The organism is Alteromonas sp. ISO5 (genome assembly GCF_058105165.1).
In genome coordinates, this window is sequence record NZ_CM176572.1 from 4908561 (window position 1) to 4932028 (window position 23468).

22 protein-coding genes, 1 tRNA gene and 2 riboswitches are annotated in these 23468 nt (G+C 49.2%); of the genes, 5 read left to right on the forward strand and 18 right to left on the reverse strand.

Translation table 11 applies throughout. From position 1 onward, the window contains the following. Nucleotides 1-96: 96 nt before the first annotated feature. Genes AC2T0J_RS22240 through AC2T0J_RS22250 form a run of 3 tightly spaced genes read left to right on the forward strand, consistent with a single transcriptional unit; the run spans nt 97 to nt 2256 of the window. Nucleotides 97-666 (forward strand): Hpt domain-containing protein, encoded by a 570-nt coding sequence (locus tag AC2T0J_RS22240; protein WP_489807902.1) that lies wholly within the window; start codon nt 97-99, stop codon nt 664-666. After that, on the forward strand, nt 666-1361 hold the full coding sequence (locus tag AC2T0J_RS22245; RefSeq protein WP_489807903.1) for a TIGR01621 family pseudouridine synthase: 696 nt from the start codon (nt 666-668) through the stop codon (nt 1359-1361). The genes AC2T0J_RS22240 and AC2T0J_RS22245 overlap by 1 nt, the downstream gene beginning before the upstream one ends. A 1-nt stretch (nt 1362) precedes the next feature. After that, nucleotides 1363-2256: a ketopantoate reductase family protein gene (locus AC2T0J_RS22250; RefSeq protein ID WP_489807904.1), complete on the forward strand. Its 894-nt coding sequence runs from the start codon at nt 1363-1365 to the stop codon at nt 2254-2256. 3 nt (nt 2257-2259) lie between these two features. Here the strand turns inward: AC2T0J_RS22250 and lysS are convergent, their stop codons facing one another. The 11 genes from lysS to AC2T0J_RS22305 form a co-directional block, all read right to left on the reverse strand. After that, nucleotides 2260-3813, reverse strand: a complete 1554-nt coding sequence (gene lysS / locus AC2T0J_RS22255) for a lysine--tRNA ligase (protein ID WP_489807905.1) — start codon at nt 3811-3813, stop codon at nt 2260-2262. A gap of 25 nt (nt 3814-3838) precedes the next feature. Then, nucleotides 3839-4937 (reverse strand): peptide chain release factor 2 gene (prfB, locus tag AC2T0J_RS22260; RefSeq protein WP_489807906.1). Its coding sequence is split into 2 segments (ribosomal slippage): nt 3839-4861 and nt 4863-4937, totalling 1098 coding nucleotides; the frame shifts between segments, so codons are not numbered across the junction. A gap of 101 nt (nt 4938-5038) precedes the next feature. After that, the gene (locus tag AC2T0J_RS22265; RefSeq protein ID WP_489807907.1) at nt 5039-5611 is read right to left on the reverse strand and encodes an NADPH-dependent FMN reductase; all 573 of its coding nucleotides are present in this window, start codon (nt 5609-5611) and stop codon (nt 5039-5041) included. A gap of 44 nt (nt 5612-5655) precedes the next feature. Beyond that, the gene (gene argS, locus AC2T0J_RS22270) at nt 5656-7389 is read right to left on the reverse strand and encodes an arginine--tRNA ligase (RefSeq protein WP_489807908.1); all 1734 of its coding nucleotides are present in this window, start codon (nt 7387-7389) and stop codon (nt 5656-5658) included. 8 nt (nt 7390-7397) lie between these two features. Then, nucleotides 7398-8981: a peptide chain release factor 3 gene (gene prfC, locus AC2T0J_RS22275; protein ID WP_489807909.1), complete on the reverse strand. Its 1584-nt coding sequence runs from the start codon at nt 8979-8981 to the stop codon at nt 7398-7400. 197 nt (nt 8982-9178) lie between these two features. After that, nucleotides 9179-10660, reverse strand: coding sequence for an AMP-binding protein (locus AC2T0J_RS22280; RefSeq protein ID WP_489807910.1), 1482 nt, complete (start codon nt 10658-10660; stop codon nt 9179-9181). A gap of 11 nt (nt 10661-10671) precedes the next feature. Next, nucleotides 10672-11511, reverse strand: a complete 840-nt coding sequence (locus tag AC2T0J_RS22285; protein WP_489807911.1) for a p-hydroxycinnamoyl CoA hydratase/lyase — start codon at nt 11509-11511, stop codon at nt 10672-10674. Nucleotides 11512-11586: 75 nt separating this feature from the next. After that, on the reverse strand, nt 11587-12984 hold the full coding sequence (locus AC2T0J_RS22290) for an aldehyde dehydrogenase (protein WP_489807912.1): 1398 nt from the start codon (nt 12982-12984) through the stop codon (nt 11587-11589). A gap of 12 nt (nt 12985-12996) precedes the next feature. Further along, nucleotides 12997-14349, reverse strand: coding sequence for an MFS transporter (locus tag AC2T0J_RS22295; RefSeq protein ID WP_489807913.1), 1353 nt, complete (start codon nt 14347-14349; stop codon nt 12997-12999). Between the two features lie 169 nt (nt 14350-14518). Continuing rightward, a complete protein-coding gene (locus tag AC2T0J_RS22300; protein ID WP_489807914.1) occupies nt 14519-14668 on the reverse strand; it encodes a helix-turn-helix domain-containing protein in 150 nt (49 codons plus the stop codon). A gap of 17 nt (nt 14669-14685) precedes the next feature. Further along, on the reverse strand, nt 14686-15123 hold the full coding sequence (locus tag AC2T0J_RS22305) for an AraC family transcriptional regulator ligand-binding domain-containing protein (protein WP_489810389.1): 438 nt from the start codon (nt 15121-15123) through the stop codon (nt 14686-14688). Nucleotides 15124-15592: 469 nt separating this feature from the next. Between AC2T0J_RS22305 and AC2T0J_RS22310 the strand changes: the two genes are divergently transcribed. Then, the gene (locus AC2T0J_RS22310; RefSeq protein WP_489807915.1) at nt 15593-15745 is read left to right on the forward strand and encodes a hypothetical protein; all 153 of its coding nucleotides are present in this window, start codon (nt 15593-15595) and stop codon (nt 15743-15745) included. Between the two features lie 12 nt (nt 15746-15757). Here the strand turns inward: AC2T0J_RS22310 and rimI are convergent, their stop codons facing one another. The 7 genes from rimI to AC2T0J_RS22345 form a co-directional block, all read right to left on the reverse strand. Continuing rightward, nucleotides 15758-16237, reverse strand: coding sequence for a ribosomal protein S18-alanine N-acetyltransferase (rimI, locus tag AC2T0J_RS22315; RefSeq protein ID WP_489807916.1), 480 nt, complete (start codon nt 16235-16237; stop codon nt 15758-15760). After that, entirely contained in the window at nt 16222-16662 is a 441-nt protein-coding gene (locus AC2T0J_RS22320; RefSeq protein WP_489807917.1) for a hypothetical protein, read from the reverse strand. The genes rimI and AC2T0J_RS22320 overlap by 16 nt, the downstream gene beginning before the upstream one ends. Nucleotides 16663-16727: 65 nt before the next feature. Next, nucleotides 16728-16804 (reverse strand) — tRNA-Trp (locus AC2T0J_RS22325). Between the two features lie 106 nt (nt 16805-16910). Continuing rightward, nucleotides 16911-17705, reverse strand: a complete 795-nt coding sequence (locus AC2T0J_RS22330) for a phosphotransferase (protein WP_489807918.1) — start codon at nt 17703-17705, stop codon at nt 16911-16913. Continuing rightward, nucleotides 17663-18274 (reverse strand): nicotinamide riboside transporter PnuC, encoded by a 612-nt coding sequence (pnuC, locus tag AC2T0J_RS22335; protein ID WP_489807919.1) that lies wholly within the window; start codon nt 18272-18274, stop codon nt 17663-17665. Before pnuC ends, AC2T0J_RS22330 begins: the two co-directional genes overlap by 43 nt. Before the next feature lie 6 nt (nt 18275-18280). After that, a complete protein-coding gene (locus tag AC2T0J_RS22340) occupies nt 18281-18535 on the reverse strand; it encodes a YkoF family thiamine/hydroxymethylpyrimidine-binding protein (protein ID WP_489807920.1) in 255 nt (84 codons plus the stop codon). A gap of 9 nt (nt 18536-18544) precedes the next feature. Then, entirely contained in the window at nt 18545-20608 is a 2064-nt protein-coding gene (locus AC2T0J_RS22345; RefSeq protein ID WP_489807921.1) for a TonB-dependent receptor, read from the reverse strand. 56 nt (nt 20609-20664) lie between these two features. Further along, nucleotides 20665-20765: riboswitch (TPP riboswitch) on the reverse strand. Nucleotides 20766-21455: 690 nt separating this feature from the next. Beyond that, a riboswitch (cyclic di-GMP riboswitch) is annotated at nt 21456-21535 on the reverse strand. 150 nt (nt 21536-21685) lie between these two features. Here AC2T0J_RS22345 and AC2T0J_RS22350 point away from each other — a divergent pair. Next, entirely contained in the window at nt 21686-23449 is a 1764-nt protein-coding gene (locus tag AC2T0J_RS22350; protein ID WP_489807922.1) for a helix-turn-helix domain-containing protein, read from the forward strand. The last annotated feature ends 19 nt before the right edge of the window (nt 23450-23468 follow it).

Genomic DNA, 23468 nt, shown 5'->3' on the forward strand with positions numbered 1-23468 from the left:
GTGACGACTTTAACAATAATTACACGTAAATGTGTACTGTTAAAGCCTCGTCGGCATTTTTTCGTATTTACAGATATATCGAGATTACAGGAACTTATGCAAGAACAGCCAATGGTAATAGATTTTGACTTCGGATTACGGCAACTTAATGGAAACCGTAGCCTGTTATATCGCCTGTTGCGCAAGTTTGCTGCTGAGTATCAATCTTTGGATACCCGCTTGCAAACCATGCTTGCCCAACACGAAATGACAGACGCCGAGAATCTGATACACACCTTAAAAGGCGTGTCGGGCAACCTTGGCTGCACGGCAGTATATCAATCAAGCCGCCTGGTAAATGAAGAACTTAAACTGGGTAAGCCCGAACAGTCCTCATTGAAAGAATTAATCCACCGCCTAGCTGAGACTATCCGGGTAATCGAAGAACTGCCAAACGATTCTGAAATAAATGTTAGCGCTAAAACCGCGCCATCAGACGAGAAACAGAAAACCTTTCAGGCGCTGAGTCAGGCACTACAGCACCACGAATACATCAATGACGAGAAGCTTAATGACTGGCTGACAACGCTTAATCTTAATAGCAGTGACCAGCAGGAGTTAGTCGATGCGGTGTCGTCTCTTGAATATGACAAAGCGCTGGCTATTTTAGAAGACGCTAATGCCTGATGACTGAAGCCATTCTCAGTCATGCCGATTTCTTCGTTATAAACAAGCCTGCCGGAATTACCATGCACGATGCTGAACACGGCATCCTGCAACATGTTTGTAAAACGCTGAGTGAAACTGACTTACATCTGGTTCACCGGCTTGATGATGGAACCTCGGGCTGTTTGATCCTGGCGCGCAACCGCCAGGCAGCGGCGCGCTTTGAAGTCTTATTTCGCACCCGACAGATACAAAAATATTATCTGGCGCTGGTAGAGAAGAAACCCAAAAAGAAACAGGGCACTATAGCCGGCGATATGAAAAACCGCCGCAACGGTCAGCATATTCTATTAAAGTCACAGCATAATCCTGCGATCACCCAGTTTTTCAGTTATGGCTTTGCCGATGCGCCACGTCTGATGCTGGTGAAACCTTTAAGTGGTAAAACTCACCAGATCCGCGTTGCCATGAAAAGCCTGGGCAGCCCCATTGTTGGCGATACCCTTTACAGCGCAGCCTCCGCAGACAGATTATATCTGCATGCCTGGGGCCTTGAGTTTGAGTATGCTGGGGAGCCGGTGAGCGTATTCTGCAAGCCGGCCAGTGGCGAGTACTTTGCACACAATAGTATAGCAGGCTGGCTTACCCAAGCCCCCCATCCCAATACGCTCAACTGGCCCAAATACACCAGTAAAACCCGAGGTGAGGACGTCTGACATGACAATGACTGTGAATATTCTCGGTAGTGGCGCTATTGGCGGGCTCTGTGCCGCAGGTGCACAATTATCCGCTACGCCTTATCGATTATGGCCAAGGGATGGTAGCACTGCGCTGAACCATGTGGAATTACTCAACGGAGAATCGGTGAGCCTTAAGCCGCTAACTTGTAGTGGCAATGCGCTCACAGCCGCCGATGTATTGATAGTACCGCTTAAGGTGACGCAGCTCAAAGAAGCGCTGAAGACGTGGCGGCATAGGCTACCAGTAGCGTCAGCAGTGATCCTGCTCCACAACGGTATGGGGGGGATGGAGCTGGCAGTTAAATATCTGCCGGATAATCCAGTGTTTCTGGCCACAACCAGCCATGGCGTACTCAAGACTTCGGCAACAAGCATCAGGCATACCGGCCAAGGTGAAACCATGTTAGGTTGCTCTCCCTGCCACACCGCATCTACGCCGCTGAATACCCATATTGCTGAAATAATGAACCGCTGTATCGGACCGGTGACCTGGCGCGATGATATCGAAACTGCACTCTGGCAAAAGCTCGCGGTTAACTGCGCTATCAACCCGTTAACCGCGCTTAACAATATCCCCAACGGCGGCCTGCAGGCAGCACAGTATGCTGAGACGATTACCGGGGTCTGTGAAGAAGTGTGTGCGGTTGCCAGCGCATGTAAGATAGAGCTTGAGGTAAATACAATCACCACTCTGGTATTTAACGTGATCGAACGCACCGCAGAGAACTTTTCCAGTATGCATCAGGATGTGGTCCACAGACGCACCACCGAGATAGAAGGGATCAACGGCTACATTGTTAAACGGGCAAAGAAAAAGGGTATTGATGTGCCCATCAATACCCTTTTATACAAAGCAGTACAAGCGCTTTAGCGCTTATTCCGCGTCCTGAGCCTGCACTTCCGGCTTCATATGCGGGAACAGGATCACATCTTTAATCGTTGGACTGTCAGTAAACAGCATGGTCAGGCGGTCGATACCGATCCCCTCACCGGCCGTTGGTGGTAAACCAAATTCCAGCGCGCGGATATAATCTTCGTCATAATGCATGGCTTCGTCATCACCGGCGTCTTTCTCTTCTACCTGCTTGCGGAAACGCTCAGCCTGATCTTCCGGGTCGTTAAGCTCACTAAAGCCATTGGCCAGTTCGCGACCGCCGACGAAGAACTCAAACCGGTCGGTAATAAACGGGTTCGCATCGTTACGACGTGCCAGCGGTGACACTTCCCATGGATATTCGGTAATGAAGGTTGGCTGTTCGAGCTTTTCTTCGGCCGTCGCTTCGAAGATTTCGCACAGATATTTACCTGCGCCCCAGATACCATCGACTTCCGGCTCTTTAATATGCAGTTGCTTTGCCATTGCCTTCAGCTCATCCAAATGCGCTTCGGGATCGCGAATTGCAGCTTCATTAGCCTCCGGCCAGTATTTCAGGATAGCTTCACCCATGCTCAGGCGGTCGAAAGGTTTACCAAAGTCGTAGTGTTTTTCTTCTACAACATTACCTTCCGTATCACGTACGGTATTCACCAGTTCAGTAGTGCCTAAGATGTCTTGTGCCAGTGTACGCAGCATGTCTTCGGTCAGGTTCATCAGATCGTTGTAATCTGCATAGGCCTGATAGAATTCCAGCATGGTAAATTCCGGGTTATGACGGGTAGATAATCCTTCGTTACGGAAGTTACGATTAATTTCGAACACTCGCTCAAAGCCACCCACTACCAGACGTTTGAGGTACAACTCCGGCGCGATACGTAAATACATATCGATATCCAGCGAGTTGTGGTGAGTCACAAACGGCTTCGCTGTCGCCCCGCCCGGAATAACCTGCAACATTGGCGTTTCGACTTCAATGTAGTTACGGGTGGTCAGGAAGTTGCGGATACCATTAACGATTTTACTGCGCACTACAAAGGTTTCGCGGGTCTTTTCACTGGTGATAAGATCCACATAACGCTGGCGGTACTTGGTTTCCTGATCGGTTAATCCATGGAATTTTTCAGGTAACGGGCGTAAAGACTTGGTCAGCAGTTCGTAGCTGGCCATATTCACATATAGATCACCCTTACCGGATTTGTGCAATGCACCTGCCACGCCGATGATGTCACCAATGTCCAGTGAACCATAGCGGGCTTTAATGTCTTTTTGCGTGGATTTGTCAGCATAAGCCTGAATGCGGCCAGTCATGTCCTGTAATAACAGGAAAGGACCGCGCTTGGCCATTACCCGACCCGCGATACTCACCTGGTTGTCCTGCGCTTCGAGAGCTTCTTTATCCAGCTCACCAAACTGCCCTTGCAGTTCCTCGGCGTAATTTTCGCGACGGAAGCCATTCGGGAAACCGTTAGCGCGACAGTTTTCGCGGATTGCGCTTAACTTGGCGCGGCGCTCGGCAATCAGTTTATTTTCGTCGAGTTGTTTTTCGCTCATAGTCTGTTCACTTAAAGTTGAGTTACTACAGCCCCGATTTCAGGCTGGCTTCAATAAATTTATCTAACCCACCGTCCAGGACGGCCTGGGTATTTCGGGTTTCAACGCCGGTGCGCAAGTCCTTAATGCGTGAGTCATCCAGCACGTAAGACCGGATCTGACTGCCCCAGCCGATATCTGACTTATTGTCTTCCATGACTTGCTTTTCAGCGTTTTGTTTTTGCAGTTCAAACTCATAGAGTTTGGCTTTTAACTGCTTCATCGCCTGATCTTTGTTCTTATGCTGTGAACGGTCGTTCTGACACTGCACCACAATACCGGTTGGCTCGTGGGTAATACGCACGGCAGAATCGGTACGGTTAACATGCTGACCACCGGCACCTGATGCCCGGTAAGTATCGATGCGTAAATCCGACGGATTAATATCAATTTCGATATCATCGTCAATTTCTGGATAAACAAACGCTGATGCAAAAGACGTATGGCGACGGTTGCCAGAGTCGAAAGGTGATTTACGCACCAGACGGTGTACGCCGGTTTCTGTGCGTAACCAGCCAAAAGCATATTCACCTTCAAACCGGATAGTGGCACTTTTAATGCCCGCTACGTCACCGTCGGATACTTCGATGAGTTCGGTCTTAAGGCCATGCTCCTCGCCCCAGCGCAAATACATTCTGAGCAGCATATTGGCCCAGTCCTGCGCTTCGGTTCCGCCTGAGCCAGACTGAATATCCAGATAGCAATCACAGGTATCATTAGGACCTGAAAACATCCGACGAAACTCAAGGGTTTCCAGTTGCGCGATCAGGCCATCCAACTCGCCCTGTGCTTCAACGAAGGTTTCTTCGTCTTCTGCTTCAACGGCCAGTTCCACCAGTCCGTCAACGTCTTCGGCGCCCTGCTCAAGGTTAACAATGGTTTCTACCACCTGCTCCAGAGCCACTTTTTCTTTACCGAGAGCCTGAGCTCGTTCTGGCTCATTCCACACGTCCGGACTTTCCAGTTCGCGGTTAACTTCTTCTAAGCGTTCTGACTTTACATCGAAGTCAAAGATACCCCCGAAGCGCTGCGGTACGCTCACGGATGTCCCGAATCGCATTTAGCACAGGGTTTACTTCAAACATAATGACCTTTTTATTGATTCATTTTTCAGGGCCCGGATAGTACCGGATTTGGCCTGCTTTTAACAGTCGTTTTGGATGCAAAGTGCGCACACAGATGCCTGTTAATCCTTAAGCTTTTCGGCCATGGAGACCACTTGCGAGGCTAAGTTGACTAACTGTTTCTTAGCAGTATCGTCAGTGAGCTTCCCTGCTTCGTCCAGCTTCTCAGCCGCTTTGGCCACCGCAACCTGAGCCGGCGTCACCACACACATCAGATTTTGCATCAGCATGCGCAATACCACCAGCACCCGCATACCACCAAGTGCACCCGGCGACGCCGCCATCAGACCAACCACTTTGTTTTTGTAAGCCGCCAGCACGGCTTCATCGCCGGCCTGACGCGATGCCCAGTCGATGGCATTTTTCAGCACCGCCGGGTAACTGCTGTTGTATTCCGGACTGGCAATTAAAAAAGCGTCGTGGTCGATAAGTAATTGCTTAAATGCCTGCGCCCGCTCCGGTATACCGTATTCGTCTTCCTCATCCTGATTAAAAATGGGCATTGCATAGTCAGCCAGGTTGATCACCGTGACGTCTGCACCCGCCTCGCGCGCGGCAGCGGCGGCATTTTCCACCAACGCCTGATTTAATGAGCCGCTGCGGGTGCTACCAGAGAATGCCAGTACTTTAATCATGATGTCTTCCTTATTTACCAAGTGAGTATGGCCGTTTATCAGCCTTACATTTTTTCTAACGTTTCGATGCCCAGCAGCTCCAGCCCTAGCTTCAGTTCTTTGGCGACCAGCGCCGATAAGGCTAAACGACTGTTGCGGGTGGCTTCAGGCACGTCACTCTTTAATACCGGACAAGCCTCATAAAAGCTCATAAAGTGGCTGGCTAAATCATACAAATAGCTACACAGTACGTGAGGCGTTGCATCCCGGGCGACGACGTTGAGTTGCTCTTCAAATTGCAACAGCTGTACCGCCAGCGCATGTTCCTGAGCATGTTCAATACTGATGGTGGCATTCAGTGCGGTGGGGCTCACTTCTGCTTTACGGAACAGACTCTGCACCCGGGTATAGGCATATTGCAGATAAGGCGCGGTGTTGCCTTCAAAGCTTAGCATGGTATCCCAGTTAAACACGTAGTCGGTGGTGCGGTTTTTACTCAGGTCAGCGTACTTCACAGCACCAATACCCACCTTACGCGCCACATCGTTCAGTTCATCAGCCGTTAAGCCCGTATCTCTCTCGGCCAGCAGCTTACGTGCACGTTCCACGGCTTCATCCAGTAACTCCACCAGTTTCACCGTGCCGCCGCTGCGGGTTTTAAACGGTTTGCCATCGCTGCCCAGCATCATGCCGAACGGGCAGTGCTCATAGGTTTGCTCCGGTTGCATAAAGCCAGCTTTGCGACCAACAATTTCAGTTTGTTTAAAGTGCAGAGCCTGACGGGCGTCAGTCAGGATTAACGTACGATCGGCGCCCAGCTTACCGCTACGATAACGCATGGCTGCCAGGTCGGTGGTCGCATACAGATAGCCGCCACCGGATTTTTGCACGATATACACTGCCGGCTTGCCTTCTTTATCAGCAAGCTCCTCAATGAACACGACCTGAGCGCCCTGATCTTCCACCGCAATGCCTTTCTCTTTCAGCTCGGCCACCACGTGAGGCAAGTCTTCGTTATAGGCAGACTCGCCCATGATATCTTGACGGGTCAGGCTAACATTGAGCTTCTGGTAAACTTCTTCGCTGTGAGAAATAGACACGTCGATAAACAAATGCCATAGCTCAGCACACTGCTGATCGCCGCTTTGCAATTTCACTACATATTCACGGGCCCGATCGGCAAAACCGTCTTCCTCATCGAAGCGGATTTTGGCTTCCCGGTAAAAGTTTTCCAGATCTGACAAAGCGGTTTCGGCCACGGCATTAGCGCTGAGTTTGTCGCTCAGGTGCGCCAGCAGCATGCCAAACTGGGTACCCCAGTCACCCATATGATTCTGACGAATCACCTTGTGCCCCAGAAACTCCAGCAGTTTAACCACTGCATCACCAATGATGGTGGTACGCAGGTGACCAACGTGCATCTCTTTAGCCAGGTTAGGCGATGAGTAATCGACCACGACGGTTTGAGATGCCTGAGCCGGTATACCTGAACGGGTATCTTCCAGCGCCTGTTGACATTGCTGCGCCAGCCAGTTATCGGCCAGGTGAATATTAATAAAACCAGGCCCGGCAATGTCGAGTTTACTGGCCACGTCGTCTAGCTTGACGTGTTCTAAAATGGTGCTGGCAATATCTCGAGGCTTTTGCCTGAGCTGCTTGGCAAGCGCCATAGCACCATTAAACTGATATTCACCAAACTCAGGTCGGCTACTGCGCGCAACCGGAACCGGCGCGTCGGTAATGCCCATGTCACTTAAGGCCTGAGAAAAACGAGAAATAAGGAGTGCGTGAATATTCATTGTAATGTCTAGTGCTCGCGAGTCGTTCTAAATTCAATATCGGGGTAGCGTTCCTGTGCCAGAGACAGGTTCACCATGGTTGGCGCCACATACGCCAGGTTATCACCACCATCCAGCGCCAGGTTTTGTTCCGCTTTGCGGCGGAATTCATCAAGCTTTTTATCACTATCGGAATATACCCAGCGGGCAGTAGCCACACTGACATGCTCATACAGTGCATCAACGTTGTATTCGGCTTTCAGGCGTGCCACTACCACGTCAAACTGCAGCACACCCACGGCACCAACAATCAGGTCGTTGTTAGCCAGCGGGCGGAATACCTGTACAGCGCCTTCTTCTGATAGCTGAATCAGGCCTTTTTGCAATTGCTTCATCTTTAACGGATCACGCAGGCGGATACGTTTAAACAGTTCCGGCGCAAAGTTAGGAATACCGGTAAAGCGGTAATCTTCGCCTGAGGAAAAGGTATCACCAATACGAATGGAGCCATGATTATGTAAACCAATAATATCCCCGGCGTAAGCTTCTTCAAGCAATGACCGATCGCCGGCTAAAAACGTTAACGCATCAGAAATCCGGATATCTTTGCCAATCCGGGTGTGGCGCATTTTCATGCCCTTTTCGTATTTACCCGACACTATCCGGCAAAACGCAATACGGTCACGGTGTTTAGGGTCCATATTGGCCTGAATCTTAAAGACAAAACCGCTGAACTTCGGATCCAGGGCATCCACCCGGTCGTTGTCGGTTTCGCGCCCCTGCGGCTGTGGCGCCCACTCCACCAGACCATCAAGCATATGATCCACACCAAAGTTACCCAGTGCGGTACCAAAAAATACCGGGGTGATTTCACCGGCCAGGAACAGCTCCTGATCAAATTCGTTCGATGCGCCCATCACCAGTTCAAGCTCGTCTCTGAACTCGGCAGCCAACCCTTCGCCTACCGCAGTATCTAATTCCGGGTTGTCCAGTCCTTTAATGATACGGACGTCCTGAATCGTGTGGCCCTGACCGGTTTTATATAAGATCGTTTCATCGCGGTGAATATGGTAGACCCCTTTGAACTGTTTACCACAGCCAATTGGCCAGGTGACCGGGGCGCAGGCAATGTTCAGCTCAGTTTCCACTTCATCAAGCAACTCCATCGGATCGCGAATATCGCGGTCGAGTTTGTTCATGAAAGTGATAATCGGCGTATCCCGTAAGCGGGTAACTTCCATCAGTTTGCGGGTTCTGTCCTCAACCCCTTTTGCTGCATCGATCACCATCAGACAAGAGTCAACCGCAGTCAGGGTGCGATAGGTATCTTCAGAGAAGTCTTCGTGTCCCGGCGTATCGAGCAGGTTAACCAGATGATCACCATAGGGAAACTGCATAACGGAGGTGGTTACTGAGATCCCCCGTTCTTTTTCCATTTCCATCCAGTCTGATTTGGCATGCTGCCCGGATTTTTTACCTTTTACGGTACCGGCTGTCTGTAGCGCTTGTCCGTAGAGTAGCACTTTTTCGGTGATGGTGGTTTTACCGGCGTCCGGGTGCGAAATAATCGCAAACGTACGTCGACGTTTGATTTCTTCTAACAGCTGGGTCATTCACTAAACCTGATTTTAATTCGGAGGTGACGGCCCAGTGCCTGAATGCCATATTGCAGTCAGCTTGTCTTGCAGCAAAACCAGGGCCATACGTTTTCGCGGGATTATACGGACTTTTGGTTTTCAATGGTAGTAAAGCTAGGGGTTCAGCACCGGATTTAGCGGTTTGGCCGATGCTGAAAGGTCAGAAATGACAACTAATGCTGTTGCAATAAATGGACAACCCGTTCGCGCAATACCGTGCGTAGAATTTTACCTGCACCGTTGCGGGGAATAGTCTCAGTCAGGGTCATATATTTGGGAATTTTATACCGTGCAAGATGATCATTGAGCGTAGCAAGAAAACGTTCGTCATTGGCAAAGTCCTGTTCGTTGTACGGCACTACAAACAGGTGACCGACTTCGCCCCAGCGTTCATCAGGCACACCGATAAGCGCACAATCCTTAACGGCCGGATGCTTCAGCACTACACCCTCAACCTCTACCGGATAGACATTCTCGCCACCCGAAATAAACATATCCTTTTTGCGATCGACTATGCGGTAAAAGCCGGCACTATTGCATACAGCCATGTCACCGGTTTTAAACCAGCCATCTGCCGTAAAGCACTTTTTGAATTGGGCTTCCTGTTGCCAGATCCCTATAAACAAATTGCCGCCCTTAATTTCAACTTCGCCCGCTTCGCCGTCACTGACCTCCTGGCCGTTATCGTCGGTTAGTCTGACTTTAACTCTGGGCGTAGCCAGGCCAACACAACCCGCGTTTTCATCCAGTATGTCAAGGTCAAACGGCATCCCAAATACGGTTCCCGCTTCACTCATCCCATAGCCATCAACGATGGGAATTCCATCTTTGAGCCAGGCACGGATTTGAACTTCAGGATGGGGCGCGCCACCGGTCAGTAAGGCTTTCAGGTTTTTAAGGCGGCTGACATCAAATTGTTCATGCTGACGCAACATGTTCGCCATTTGCGGCACACAAAAATAATGACTGATCTTCAGCGACTCATCGGCCAGCCGGCACAGCGTTCGAGACGGCTCAAACGCATCAGATATGACCAGGCTGCCGCCACAGTATAGGGCCGGGCGAACACAGGACACCAGGCCAATGACATGAAACATGGGCGTTTCACACAGAAATACACTGTGCTCATTTACCTGTCCCAGCTGAATCATGTTCAACGTGGTTTCCATCAGCGTTGCTTCGCTGTGCATAATGCCTTTGGGTTTACCTGTCGTCCCGGAGGTATACAGAATAAGTGAAGGCGTATGCTCGTTATACTCAGGGAATGAAGCACGTAGTGCACCACAATCACTAAACAACTGATTGATATCATAATGACTGAACTGCATAGCCACGGCGGTTTCATCGCCTATCAGAATAGCCGGAGTGCAGTCACTCATCAATGCTTCCAGTTCTTCTTTGGCCAACCGCCAGTTTAGCGGCACAAACAACAATCCGGCCCGGGCACAAGCTAGGTGCAAGGCAACCAGCTCAGCCCGGTTTTTAGACAGACAAGCCACTCTGTCACCCTGCTTTAACCCATTACCCTGACACCAGCTAACCAGTTGATTAATAGTGGTATCGAACGCGGCATAGGTCCAGGTCCGGTGATGAGTGACATCGTTAACAGCGATACTTCTTGGCCGTAATCGCGCCTGCAGGGTCACAAAATCCATAGCGGCCTCGCTTAGTTTTGTTGCTTGGATTTATCATAAGCCCCTAATCCAGGCTTATAGGTTTTGTCGTCGATAAACTGCTTAATGCCTTCTTTGCGACCGTCACTGTCGAAGCTGTTAGCGGCTTCCTGAGCTCGGACCAGATAGTCTTCAGCATTGTCATAGGTCATCTCTTTCACCCGACGAATAGCATCTTTAGTGGCCTTAAGTGCCACCGGATTTTTCTCAAGTAGTACATTACAGATTTCGGTAACCCGGGCCTTGAGTTCTTCAGCCGGTACCGCTTCGTTGATAAGGCCCCATTCTACGGCAGTTTTACCATTAATATTTTCACCCATCATGGCGTGATACATGGCTTTACGCAACGGCATCAGGTCCGCCACCACTTTACTGGCACCACCGCCAGGTAAAATACCCCAATTTATTTCGCTCAGACCAAAGGTGGCATCTTCAGCGGATACCGCCAGATCGCAACTAAACAGCGGTCCGTAACCGCCGCCAAAACACCAGCCGTTGACCATGGCTATAGTGGGTTTATGATACCAGCGTAATGCACGCCACCATCCGTACGCCTCGCGCTGAGCCGTACGTGTTGCACCAAGGCCCTTGGCTTCGTTTTCACGGAAGTATTCTTGTAAGTCCATGCCTGCCGTCCAGGCAGTCCCCTCGCCACTCAGCACCAGTACGCCCACATCGTCGCGGTATTCGAGATCATCCAGTACACGCATCATCTGCCGGTTGAGCTTAGGGCTCATACAATTGCGCTTCTCCGGACGGTTGTAGTACACCCAGGCAATCTTGTTCTCAACAATTACCTTAACTGTTTCTTCTTCACTTCTTTCTACTGACACGTTGGTATCCTCTTTCACAATATGATTAGGGTGCCTTCGATGCTCTGCACCGCAGAAAACAATGCACCCGGGTAATTAAATAGGGTAATGACCAGGCTCGGTTTCCACCGTGATCCAGCGCAGTTCGGTAAACTGGTCAATGCCAGCTTTACCGCCAAAGCGTCCGTATCCAGAGTCGCCCACACCGCCAAATGGCATTTGCGCCTCATCATGAACGGTTGGACCATTCACATGACAGATACCCGACTTGATTTGTTTAGCGACTTTTAATCCATTGGCAATATCATTGGTAAATACTGCGGCGCTTAATCCGTATTCACTGTCGTTAGCAATGCGAATAGCGTCGGCTTCATCTTTTGCGCGTATTACCGCTACCACCGGCCCAAAACTCTCATCAGCATAAATCGCCATTTCTTCGGTCACGCCATCTAAAATGGTGGCAGGCATCAGTACTGAATCCGCTTTCCCGCCAACGACCAGCGTTGCGCCTTTACTCACTGCGTCATCAATCAGTGCATTGACTTTTTCCACTGTTTTCATATCGATCACAGCGCCAAGCGGGGTTTTACCCTCGCGGGGATCACCGGTTTCCATCGTCGAAACCTTAGATTTAAAGGCTGCAACAAACTCATCAGCAATACTGTCGACCACCACCAGCCGCTCGGTAGACATGCATATTTGTCCCTGATTCATGTAAGCGCCGAAAGCCGCAGCTTTTACGGCCTCTGCAAGATTGGCGTCTTCAAGCACCAGTAATGGCGCTTTACCGCCCAATTCAAGTAAACAAGGCTTGAGATTATCTGCCGCACGGCGAGCAATAATGCGACCCACACTTGTTGAACCGGTAAAGTTAATGCGCTTGACCGGTTTGGCATCAATTAAAGCGCCAACTACGTCAGCAGCATCGTCCTGAGAGTTAGTCACAATGTTGACGGTACCTTCCGGGAATCCGGCTTCAGACAGCGCTTCAATAATCAACGAATGGGTAAGCGGACAAACCTCAGAGGCTTTTAAAATAACGGCATTACCACAAGCCAGTGCAGTAGACACAGCCCTGGTACCCAGAATGATAGGCGCATTCCATGGAGCAATCCCCAGAATTACCCCTACCGGCTCGCGCAATGCCATAGCCATGCAACCAGGTTTATCCGATGGAATCACTTCGCCACTGATTTGTGTGGTCAGTGCACTGGCTTCGCGTAACATCGATGCAGCCAGCATCAGGTTGAACATTGCCCAACCCGCTGTAGCACCTGTTTCGCCCATCATGGCAGCGACAAACGCTTCCTGTTTACTTTCCAGTGCTGCTGCTGCTTTTTGCAGGACCGCACGACGGGCGTTAGGGCCGACCTTTGACCATGCTTCAAAGCCTTTTTGGGCTTTTTCTGCCAGCGCCGCCATGTCTGCGGGCTTCATTGCTTCAGCCTCGCTGGCAACTTCACCAATCACTGGATTTAATCGGGTGAATTTCATTCCTCAATCCCCTTAATTATCGCAAGTTTGCTTTGTTAAAATTGGACTCGCATCTTGTGCAACTTTAGGTTGTTGCACTCGACCAAGCAGAAATACGGTAATAGCTGCGACTACTGCACCAGCTCCCATCGCAATGGCCACGCCCTGTAGCGATACGCCCTGAGTAAATAAGATGCCAGCCACCACCGGACTCAATGCTGCGCCACCACGACCGACACCAATAACAATTCCGGTACCAGAAGCACGTACCTGAGGCGGGAATGCCTGTGCCATTAAGGCATACAGACCGACAACGCCTGAGTTGGTAAAGAAGCCGGTAGCCGCTGATATCAAGGCAAGCTGGCCAAGCGAGTCATAGCCAATACCAAACGCCGAGACCATCACAAATCCGGCAAGTAATACGCCTACCAATAGTTGTCTTAAGGGAAGTTTGGAAGCAAATAAGCCCAGCAAAATGGCTCCGATGGCGCCACCTACATTGGCCCATACCAGCACCTGACCAGCCTGAGAAGGATGAAACCCCATATCAACCACAATTTTAGGGATCCATTTGAGTATGAAGTAAAAGGTCATAATCTGGGCAAAATACGCCATTATCAGTAACAGCGTGGTGGCCCGCAGCTGTGGCGTAAACAACGCTATGAAAGAGCTTTTCCCTGCATTTTGAGACACTGGCGGTAAGGCTGCCAATAGCGGCTTTTGCATTGCATGTAGTGAGCGATTAATTCGCTCAAGCGCATTGGCAGGTTGTTTGGAAACCAGGTACACCACAGACTCGGCGAGAAATAACTGCACGATAATCAGGAAAGCGCCTGTGACCAGGGCACCGAAAATAAACACCGATCGCCAGCTGTAGGATTCCAGCAACACCGAACTAATCGAGCCGCCAATAATCGCTCCCACCGGGTAGCCGGTAGCCATCAGAATAACGCACAGGTGACGGAACTTTTTATTGGAGTACTCAGCAACCATGGCATTAGTTGCGGCCAGCATGCCGCCAATGCCCAGGCCAGTAACAAAGCGCACCACCAGTAAGGAAGTTACTGAATTGGCAAAAGCAGAAAAACACATACCAGCAGTCATCACCACCAGGCAGGTTTGGATGGTTGGCTTACGTCCTATCTTATCGGCAAAACCACCTAAAAAGATGGACCCAAAAGCCATGCCGAGTAGCTCCATAGCCAGCACAACCCCCAGCTCTGTTCGATTAATTGCCCACTCAGCAGCAATGCCGGGTGAGGCAAAACTGATCGCCAGAACATCAAATCCATCCAGAGCGTTAAGCGCAATACACAAAATAACGGCAATCATTTGTTGCCTACTCATTTTGCTGTTGTCGAGGATTTCAGACGGGTGTTGATTCATAACATGCACTCTGTGTTTTTAGCGTAACTACCAGGCTGGTGTTAACACGGCAACTAAAACATATCCCAGATGTTAATATTATGTACCTGATTGTAAAATAGCAGAAGGTGACGAAATTATTGTCAAATAATGACAATAAGTATTTTTTGCATAAAAGAGAGCCGTGGTTTTAGCTCACCTCTACTTTATGCAATGCTCTGAATTTTCTTGGCGTTTCTCCGGTCCAGGCACGAAATGCGCGGGTAAACGCAGCAGGGTCGGTAAATCCGACTAATTCTGCAATTAGATTGATTGGTGTGGAACGTTGCGTAAGCAACACTGCGGCCTAGTCGCGTCTCACCACGTTTTTATCTTTTGAAAACAGGTGCCTTCATCCTTTGACCGTCGCATAAGTGTTCGGCTTGTCATGTGTAACGCTGACGCTACTAAATCAATCGTTAACAAGCCGTTTTCGATATCACTAATTAGCAAATGTCTGACTTCTGAGGTTAAGGAATAATCTGATTTGTATTGCCTGAAAGGTTCAAGAGGACATCTTTTCATAAAAGAACTCAATGAGCCCTCGCTTTGTTTAACCGGCTTTGATAAATAATGATCGGGGCAACAAATTGATAAATGGCGACAGTTAAATTCGTGCTCGCCGGGAAACAGGTAGTGGTACTCATGAATATGGGACGGCGGAGCATAATTAAACTTTACTTTGGTTAATGGAATACTACTGGCGATAAGCCAGGAGGAATAACGGTGCCAGGCCGAGACTGTAAGGTTTTCTATGTAAGTGGCTGTTAATCATAGTGATACACGGTCATTGTGCATAATCAAAACAGACTCATAGCCGCTTTCCATTCTGTTATTGACACCGTCCATTTCTTCGCTATCTGATGAAGCGCCAGACACCGTATTTGCATCACTGAACCGTCTTCCCGGAACGACCGTCTGGTCTTGGTAATTTTCCGCAGGCTGTATTTTAACGCCAGCTAGACGATTACCGTCACGTGAAAAGCGACGAGGAGGTACTGGATGACATCGATTTAACCCGGGAGCTAGAACAAAACACTAGTTACTCCCTTGGACTGCGGATCCCGTTTTAGACTGATAGCTGTGCTAATTGGCTTTCTCTGCGATAACTGTCACGGTGTAATTGACTTTAGCATCCGCTTTCAGCGCGTGGAGGTACTGACCCCCATGGTATCAGCATTGCCCGTGGAACAAAGGAATGGGTAGCCCCTAATGGTAGGGGGTCATGCTAAACAGGGTGATGGGCAAGGTTCGTTATGCCGATGTGGGGTATGTAGAAGCAATAACCGGAGTTAGCCATTATCCGGAGAACGATTCCAATGACGTTCGGTCTGCTGACAAATCATCGGTAGTCATTCTTGCCAGTATGGACTTTTAACGCAGACAGATATCACCGCGTTTGCTGGCCGATGGACAAGGACATCATCAATGCGTCTTCCCTGCCCTCATCTGATGGATAGTACCCTTTGCGCCGTTCCAGCAATGCAAAACCGTGGTTTTCATATAGCGTGCGGGCGGCCCGATTAGACTCGCGAACTTCCAGAAAGCAACACGAAGCTTTGAGTTGTTCGCAACGGTTTATCACAAAATCCAACAGCCGTTTACCGGCGCCCTGACCACGCAAGTCAGCACTGATTGCAATATCCATGAGAGTGACTTCGTCCAGCACTACCAGAAGGATAGCAAAGCCAATCACCTGCCCGTCATTCATCATTACCCAGCATTCGTAGGGCGAGGTCGTACAATCCAGAAAAGTCGCAATAGACCAAGGGGCATACTGGGCTTCAGAGTGAATAGAATACGCCTGTCTAGCCAGAGTTTCTCCTGCCAGCGAAAAGGTGAATTGCGCTAAATTCAGCTGATTGCGCACAATGCCTGCCAAAGCTGCTTTTTCTGCAGATGCGTGAGTTTACCCGGTTCAACAGGCAGTGTAATGGCCGCTTTAGACGCAGCGATCGGCGCTCCAACTTTAACCGGTGGGATTGGTTCTATCGCCAGGCTTCGCATGGCAATGATCAGATCAGTAAAAAATACCGGCGCCTGCTGCGCGGTGACTTCCTGCAGTTTTACTTGTTCGTCAGCTTTTTCAGGCGCTACAGATTTCGCAGTCACGCTGTCTTTTAAACGTTGCAGGTGGGAGCGTGCGGTATCCTGTGATACCGGTTCTGATTTACCTTTCTCTTCACTAACCGGCGACTCAAGCGCTTTGCTTGTCAGTTCGCTTTGTAACTGCCAAACGGGAATTTGCATTTCTTGTAATGCAGCAATTTGAGAATCAGTTAACGCAAATGCCATGATCAGCTACGGACTTTCTATATAAGGAAATAATTGACTGGAGTTTAACAGAATAGAGAGAAAAGTGGCAGGGGTGGAGGGACTCGAACCCCCAACCATCGGTTTTGGAGACCGCTGTTCTACCAATTCGAACTACACCCCTAGCGCGCTGTGAATTATACGTATGCACCTTAAAAGGTAAAGTGTTTTTATAATAAATAGCTAAAATCGCGTTTAAGCGCGCAATTATTAATCGCCACGACCAATTATTAACCCGGATTCCTTTCTGCAGCGGCGGTCCAGAGACGATTGGTGAAGTCGACTACCGGTAAAAAGGCCTCAACGCCTGTTTCCACTGTTGTGGTTAACTTGCCTGTTTGTTGCGCATATACCTCACACAGTTGTTGCTGTTGCTGACGGTTTAGTTCGTTGATCAGCACACATGCGGCAATGTCGAAGTAACGGTTGCCGGTTGCTGCATACTCCCAATCGACCACCTTACTGCGAGAGGTCCCGACTAAATGCGCAAAAGACAAATCATTATGACAAAAACAGAAGTCCTGATAATGGCTGAACTGAGAAATGACCGGTACCAGTTTATCTCTTTCGGTTGCGTAAGAGCGACCCGCTTTGCCCGGTAATTGTTCCAGATAATGTTGCCAGCATGGCAACAGGGCTAAGGTAGGCGCGGTTATATCGCACTGATGGATACTGGCCAGCACTTGCGCCAGCCGCTCTACATCCATAGATGGTTGCTCAGGCGTGTTAACCCACTCTTCAATCCAAACGCGTAATTGTGCATTATACGCGGTAACAACCGGGGCCAAGCCAATAACCGCTAGCTGCTGTTGCAGTGTATTAATTTCAGAGTAGTCCACCGCACTGAATGTAGCGGGCCCCAATAATTTTACCGCCCAGCTTTGCTCTGCGCTGCTCGCGCGATATACGCTATTGGCCAGGCCCTGGCGTATGGGCTCAAAGGTTAACTGCGAAGAACTACACGCTGCTGCAATATAGTCGCTTAACTGTTTGTCAGATACCGTTCTGACCATTCCTGCTTCCATTGGTTGTATCCATAAACTGAAAAGCCAACATACCCTAAAAACAGACAGGCAGACAGAATTAATCCACTTTGCCAGTACAGGAATACCGCGGCGGTGTTAATCACAAACCAATAAATCCAGTTTTGTAGTATTTTGTGAGCAACCATAAAAGTCGTCGCCACGCTGAACACATTAATCGCAGCGTCAAGCCACAAATATTCACTGTTAAACTGAGTTGCAGCTAATTTGCCTAATCCCACCGCAGTTGCTGCCAAGCCAAACACAGCCATTAAATGCCAGCTCAAAGGCCGGGACTGAACTGATTTATCTTCACCCGGTTTATGATGCCACTGCCAGTAACCGTAAACCGCCATCACCATGTAAAACAGGTTAAGCACCGACTGAAACGGTAGTGCTACCTGCCAAAACAGCCAGGTGTAAATAGCGGTACTGGTCAGGGCCGCAAGCCAGCACCAGGCACTTTGCCGGGCAGCGAGCAGCACATAGGCAATGGCCAGCACTACGGCCAGCCATTCAGCCAGCGAGGTCGCGACGATTTGCTCAACCAATTGCGAAAGGGTCTGCTCCATATCGCCCTACTTAGTGCTCATGGCATCAAAATTAAGAAATTTGGCCACAAACACAGCCTGCCCGACTTCTTCATGGGTTCGCTGCATTTCAATTCCGAGCACATGCATCACCTCGGTGTAGTCGCCATGCACCTGAGTGCTGGTAGAACAGGTGATGACAGTAAGATTACTATAACTATTCAGCCGCTCAATAAACGTCTTTATAGGCCCAATATAATCATTCACCAAGGGATAAAGCGATAATTCAACCATCACCTGCATAATGCGCTCCTAGAATTGATAACGAACGGTAACACCAGTCTGACGGCCATTCCCGAGTTGGTAATATGGCTCATCAAATTCGTAAAAATCACGGGGATCGTTACTGAATCCGCCAAAGCCACGGGTATAGTAGGTTTCATCAAACGCATTATTGATCCACAGCTGCGTTTCCCAGTCATCTATTCGCCAGCTTAGCTGGGTATGCACTAATGTGCGCGACGGCGCCATAACATCATGGCCATCAGAAAAACGGTAGCGATCTGTAAAATCCACTTCAACATTCCAACGTATCGACTCATTGATATCCAGCCGGCTGAGTAAATTAGCCGTAAACTCGGGCGCCTGGGCTTGCTGCTGCTCAGTTACGGTGGTCCCGTCTGCCCGGGTATAATCTTCAAAATAGGCATCCAGATAACCGCCCGAAAAGTTCAGGTTCCAGTTGTCAGTTGCCTGCCAGCTAAGCTCAACCTCAACGCCCTGGTTGGTTCCTAAATCGGCGTTACTGATAATATCGATAAATTCAGCAGAGCCGTCATCCCGATACTGCAGTTCGTAGTCACTGACCTGCGTATCTTCCCGCTTCATAATAAAAAATGCTACCCGGGAGGTTAACTGGTCAGCCAGCCGCCCCTTCAAACCAATTTCATAGTTCCAATTGTATTCTTCGTCATAGAAGCGGTTGTTAATCGACACATTCTGATCAGGGTTAATGCCAGCGCCTTTATAACCTCGGGAAACACTGCCGTAAACAAGTTGCTGACCGAACTGATAACTGACTGCCAGCTTTCCGCCCAGCATCGTGGAGTCATGCTCACCATTCAGGCCGTCGTTGTCGCCGTAAGAAAAGTCATAATTTTCTGCACGTAAAGCAAACGTCAGCAATAAATCATTGTTCAACTGGCTTTCCAGCTGACCATAAACAGCCTGAGTGATGGGCTGATAGTGACTGACGAAATCGCCGTCAGCATAAGTGTACTGACGGAGTAAATCTTCTTTATTATTCTTTACCCGCGCTCCAATAACCCAGGAGGTTGTGTCGTTAAATAAACGCCATTGATCGCCACTGACGAAGCGTAACTCCACGGTATTGGTATCCACATCGCGATAAAAAGCGTCGAAAGAGGTGTATCCCCACGGATGAAAGCCATCATAGGTCCAGTCTTCGTCATAAGCATAGCCAATATTGTGGCTGGCGTGGGTGACAATAAAGTGCAGATCGCCGCCATCCAGACGGGTTAGCAAGTTAGCGCTGACAGCATGGGTTTGCTGGCGGTCAAATCCGGGTTCGTCTGACAATGTTTCGCGGGTGTTATCCAGTGAAAATGCATCAAAACCGTTGTCGATATCGTACCAGCGATAGTTGAGGGTTAACGATACTTGATCGCTGTAGTCATAGCTTGTCGCTAACCGTATTGCGCTTTCGTCAATATTGTTGGTATCGTCGCGATCAAGAAAGGTATTACGCACAAAACCGTCACTCTGGTTATGCACTAACGCGCCGCGTATGGCCAGCTTGTCTGATACTGCTATACTTTTCCCTGCTTCCACGCGATAGCTGTTCTTCGTTGCGGCAGAGAGCTGTACATAATCGGCGTTGCGATCATCGGCCTGAGTAGATTTAATTAATACCGCCCCGGCCAGTGCCCCGGTACCGAACACCGTAGCCTGAGGGCCTCTGAAGATTTCGACTTGCTGGGTATCAAATAGCAGTGCAGCAGCGCCAAGTCCGGTAAAGTCAAAATCATCAACCATGATGCTGACCGACGGATTAATCGGTTCAGCAAACTGACTGCGCTCGCCAATGCCGCGAATTTGCACAAAGCGTCCCCGCGAGGCACCCGTTGCAAAACTTACGTTAGGCGCAATGCGCAGTAAGTCTTCAATGTGTGCAGCCTGACGGCTTTGAATACGCGCATTATCAATGATTGAGGCACTGGCGCTCAATTGCGCCAGGGCCCGTTGATGAAAATCGCCGTACACGGTAACTTTTTCGATGTCTTGTTGCTCAGCAGCTAAAGCGCTGACAGATAAACTCAGTAAAGATAAGGAAAACAGAGTTTTGGGTAATTTCATACTGGATCTCTTGTGCAATGATGACCAAAAGATCCGGCTTTTAACGGCAGGTGATAAGGCTTGATTGTAACCATCCCTACGCCGGTATTATCCGGATCAGGTTTAAGGGTTCCCACGTGATGGATCTCAGCCGTTTCCGGCACCCCTTGGTGAATGCATTATGAATGCGCGATGGAGTCTACCAAGACTTAAGAGATTTGCAACTGTTTAACAGGTTGTTGCGCAATGGTATTTACCCGCAGAAATAAGAACGCCCACCGTGACGTGGTGGGCGTTACTTAATTGCTCCCGGATAAAGAGCTTTATACAGACCGGCGGTGACGACGCCAGCCTGTTATGCCGAGTCCGAGTACTGTCAGCGACAATGCGGTTGGCGCGTTAACCTCAGACAACGTCATATCTTTAAAACGTACTTGGGTGTTGCCACATTCATGGTCACAATCGTTAACCAGCACGATATGGGTAAAGTTGCCGCTCAGGTAGTTATCCAGATCGATTGAAAAACATTGCCAGCGATCGTTGGTGTAAGAAAAATCATCCAGCCCCCAATTTCGGGTAATGAGGTCGGAACACCTTTGGCTTCGCCACCATCGCCAATGCGCTGGAATAGGCCGAGTCTGAGTAGATACTGATCACACCATTATGCTGCACAAAATAATCACTGTCGCCGTTGTTCTAACGACTCATTCTTTCAAAAGTTGTTGTATCAAAGTCCACATCGTAATTGATAACTCCAACATTGGCAGAGGCTGCCATACCGCAGGCGACGATTACTGAACATACTTTTCTGGCCAACTTCATGTTTTAACCCTTAACTACTAATCAATACGTAAATACTGTACTGACTCTGAGTAACCCGGCCGCCTTTGTAATCAAAAGCTCGTGGCTTTTCGTCATGGCTTCACAACAAGTTTGGCTTTGTACATCATCAAACTTCGGAATTAATGGTAGCGCAGCAGAAAAATCAAAATAGGACACATTTTGTCGAACTATAGGACAATTTTGACCGTCCTCACTTAACACCAGGGCAAAAGTCGTTATTATGGTGGGAGAATTGCCAGGGATACAAAAACTGATATGTCTGTTACCTATACAGGAACGTTTTGGTCAGCCGTCACACGCGCGTTATTATCGTTACGCCGGGATAAGAGCCTGACAACGGAAGATGAAACTACCGTGCTATCGGTGCTCAGAGACATTGAAAGCGGTGACTACCCGGTTACGGCCCTGAATGAAAAATTAGCGCTGCTGAGTAAGAGTGATTCACCACAACGGATTGGTCAGTCCTTACTGGGGTATCTTGATTTCAACAAGATGGGTACCTTTCATTGTTTTTTATCCATGGCCCGCGATATTAACGCTGCCCTGGATGCTTTGCATACTTTCGACAGTCCTTTATTTGAAGCTTCTGAAAAGATTCAAGTCAATAAAACTGACAAACGGGTATCCCTCACAGTAAAAGCCGGTATTCTGGCCGATATGGAGCCCTTTGTGGTGGCATTTCTGCTGGCGCTGTTCCGTCACCTGGCCGGTCGAAATTTCGATTTCCAATACGTTGAACTCGTTCACGCTCATCCAAAGTGGCTGTTAACATCAGTGAGTCAGGCCCAATGCAGTAACCACCATCCGGCACTGGCTGTCAGCTTCGACACAAAGTGGTTAGCCAGCCCGTCGTTTTTCTACACTCCAAAACTGCAACTTGTGCTGGTAAAAAACCTGCAACCTGTCGGTGAGGGAGGCTTTAAGCAAGACCTTGTTGATGCATTCAAACAATTTGATACACCAGCCAGAATTCGCTCTGAAGCGGTTGGTGAACTGTTGGGCATGTCTGAGTCGGTGTTTCGGCGCAAACTCAAACAAGAAAAACTGTCGTTCAGCGCCCTGCTAAAATCGCACATCCATGAACGCAGCATAAATGGTTTACTGAGCGGCGAGAAAGTGGATGTTCTGGCTCAGTCGTTGGGGTTTTCCGATCGCCGTTCCTTCGATCGCAGCTTTAAAGAGTTTACCGGAATAAGCCCTGGTCAGTTACGTCAGGTAGGAAGCCGACTGCGGTTCCAACGGGGTAACCAGGCACTGATCGAAGTTACCGAAAATCTGCCCCCTCTGCCAGAAACCATCAGTCATATTGTGAATCTATCCGACGAACAGCTTACAGTCAGCCGACTGGTAAAGCTCATTGAGCCTGATCCGGTATTTCTGGCGCACATCATTGGTAAAGCCAGTAAAGCGCTTTACGGTTCTGTTCCTCAATCCCTTGAGCAGGCTATCGGACGTAACCTGGGCGTAAACAACGTGAGAAACCTTGCGGTGTTATTCGCCGCCCAGCAATTCCTGACAGTACTAAGTGTCCATCCGAATATCGAGCGGCTGATAGATGCTATGCTGTTAAGTAATGCCTTATTTGAAGCAATTTTTGCTGGCGAATATAGCCGCGACGACAAAGCCCTGATTAGCCAGCTCATTCTGTTTGGTCCACTGGCATTATTGTTAATTTTCCATACCGAACACCTGGATGCTTCACTATTTTTTGAACAGTGGCAAAGCGCTTCCAGTTTTGACGAATTTCAGTCAGCCCTGGCCGATGAACATAATCTGTGCCTGTATGGCGCCTCGTCTCTATTGCTGGTCAGATGGGGATTTACCAGTAAAGTGAATCAGACATTGTGGCGGTTGTGTCAGGAGCCGAATGCAACAGTGAATCAACGGATCCGCTGTTGTCATGAGCTGGCCTTTAACCATTTGTGCTTTAATCAGGCCCCGATTCACAATGAACAACTCGTCGCCGCGCTATCAGAACAACAGCGTAACCAAGCCAAAGACCTGATGGCAAAATGGTAAACTACCGCGAATGATTCTG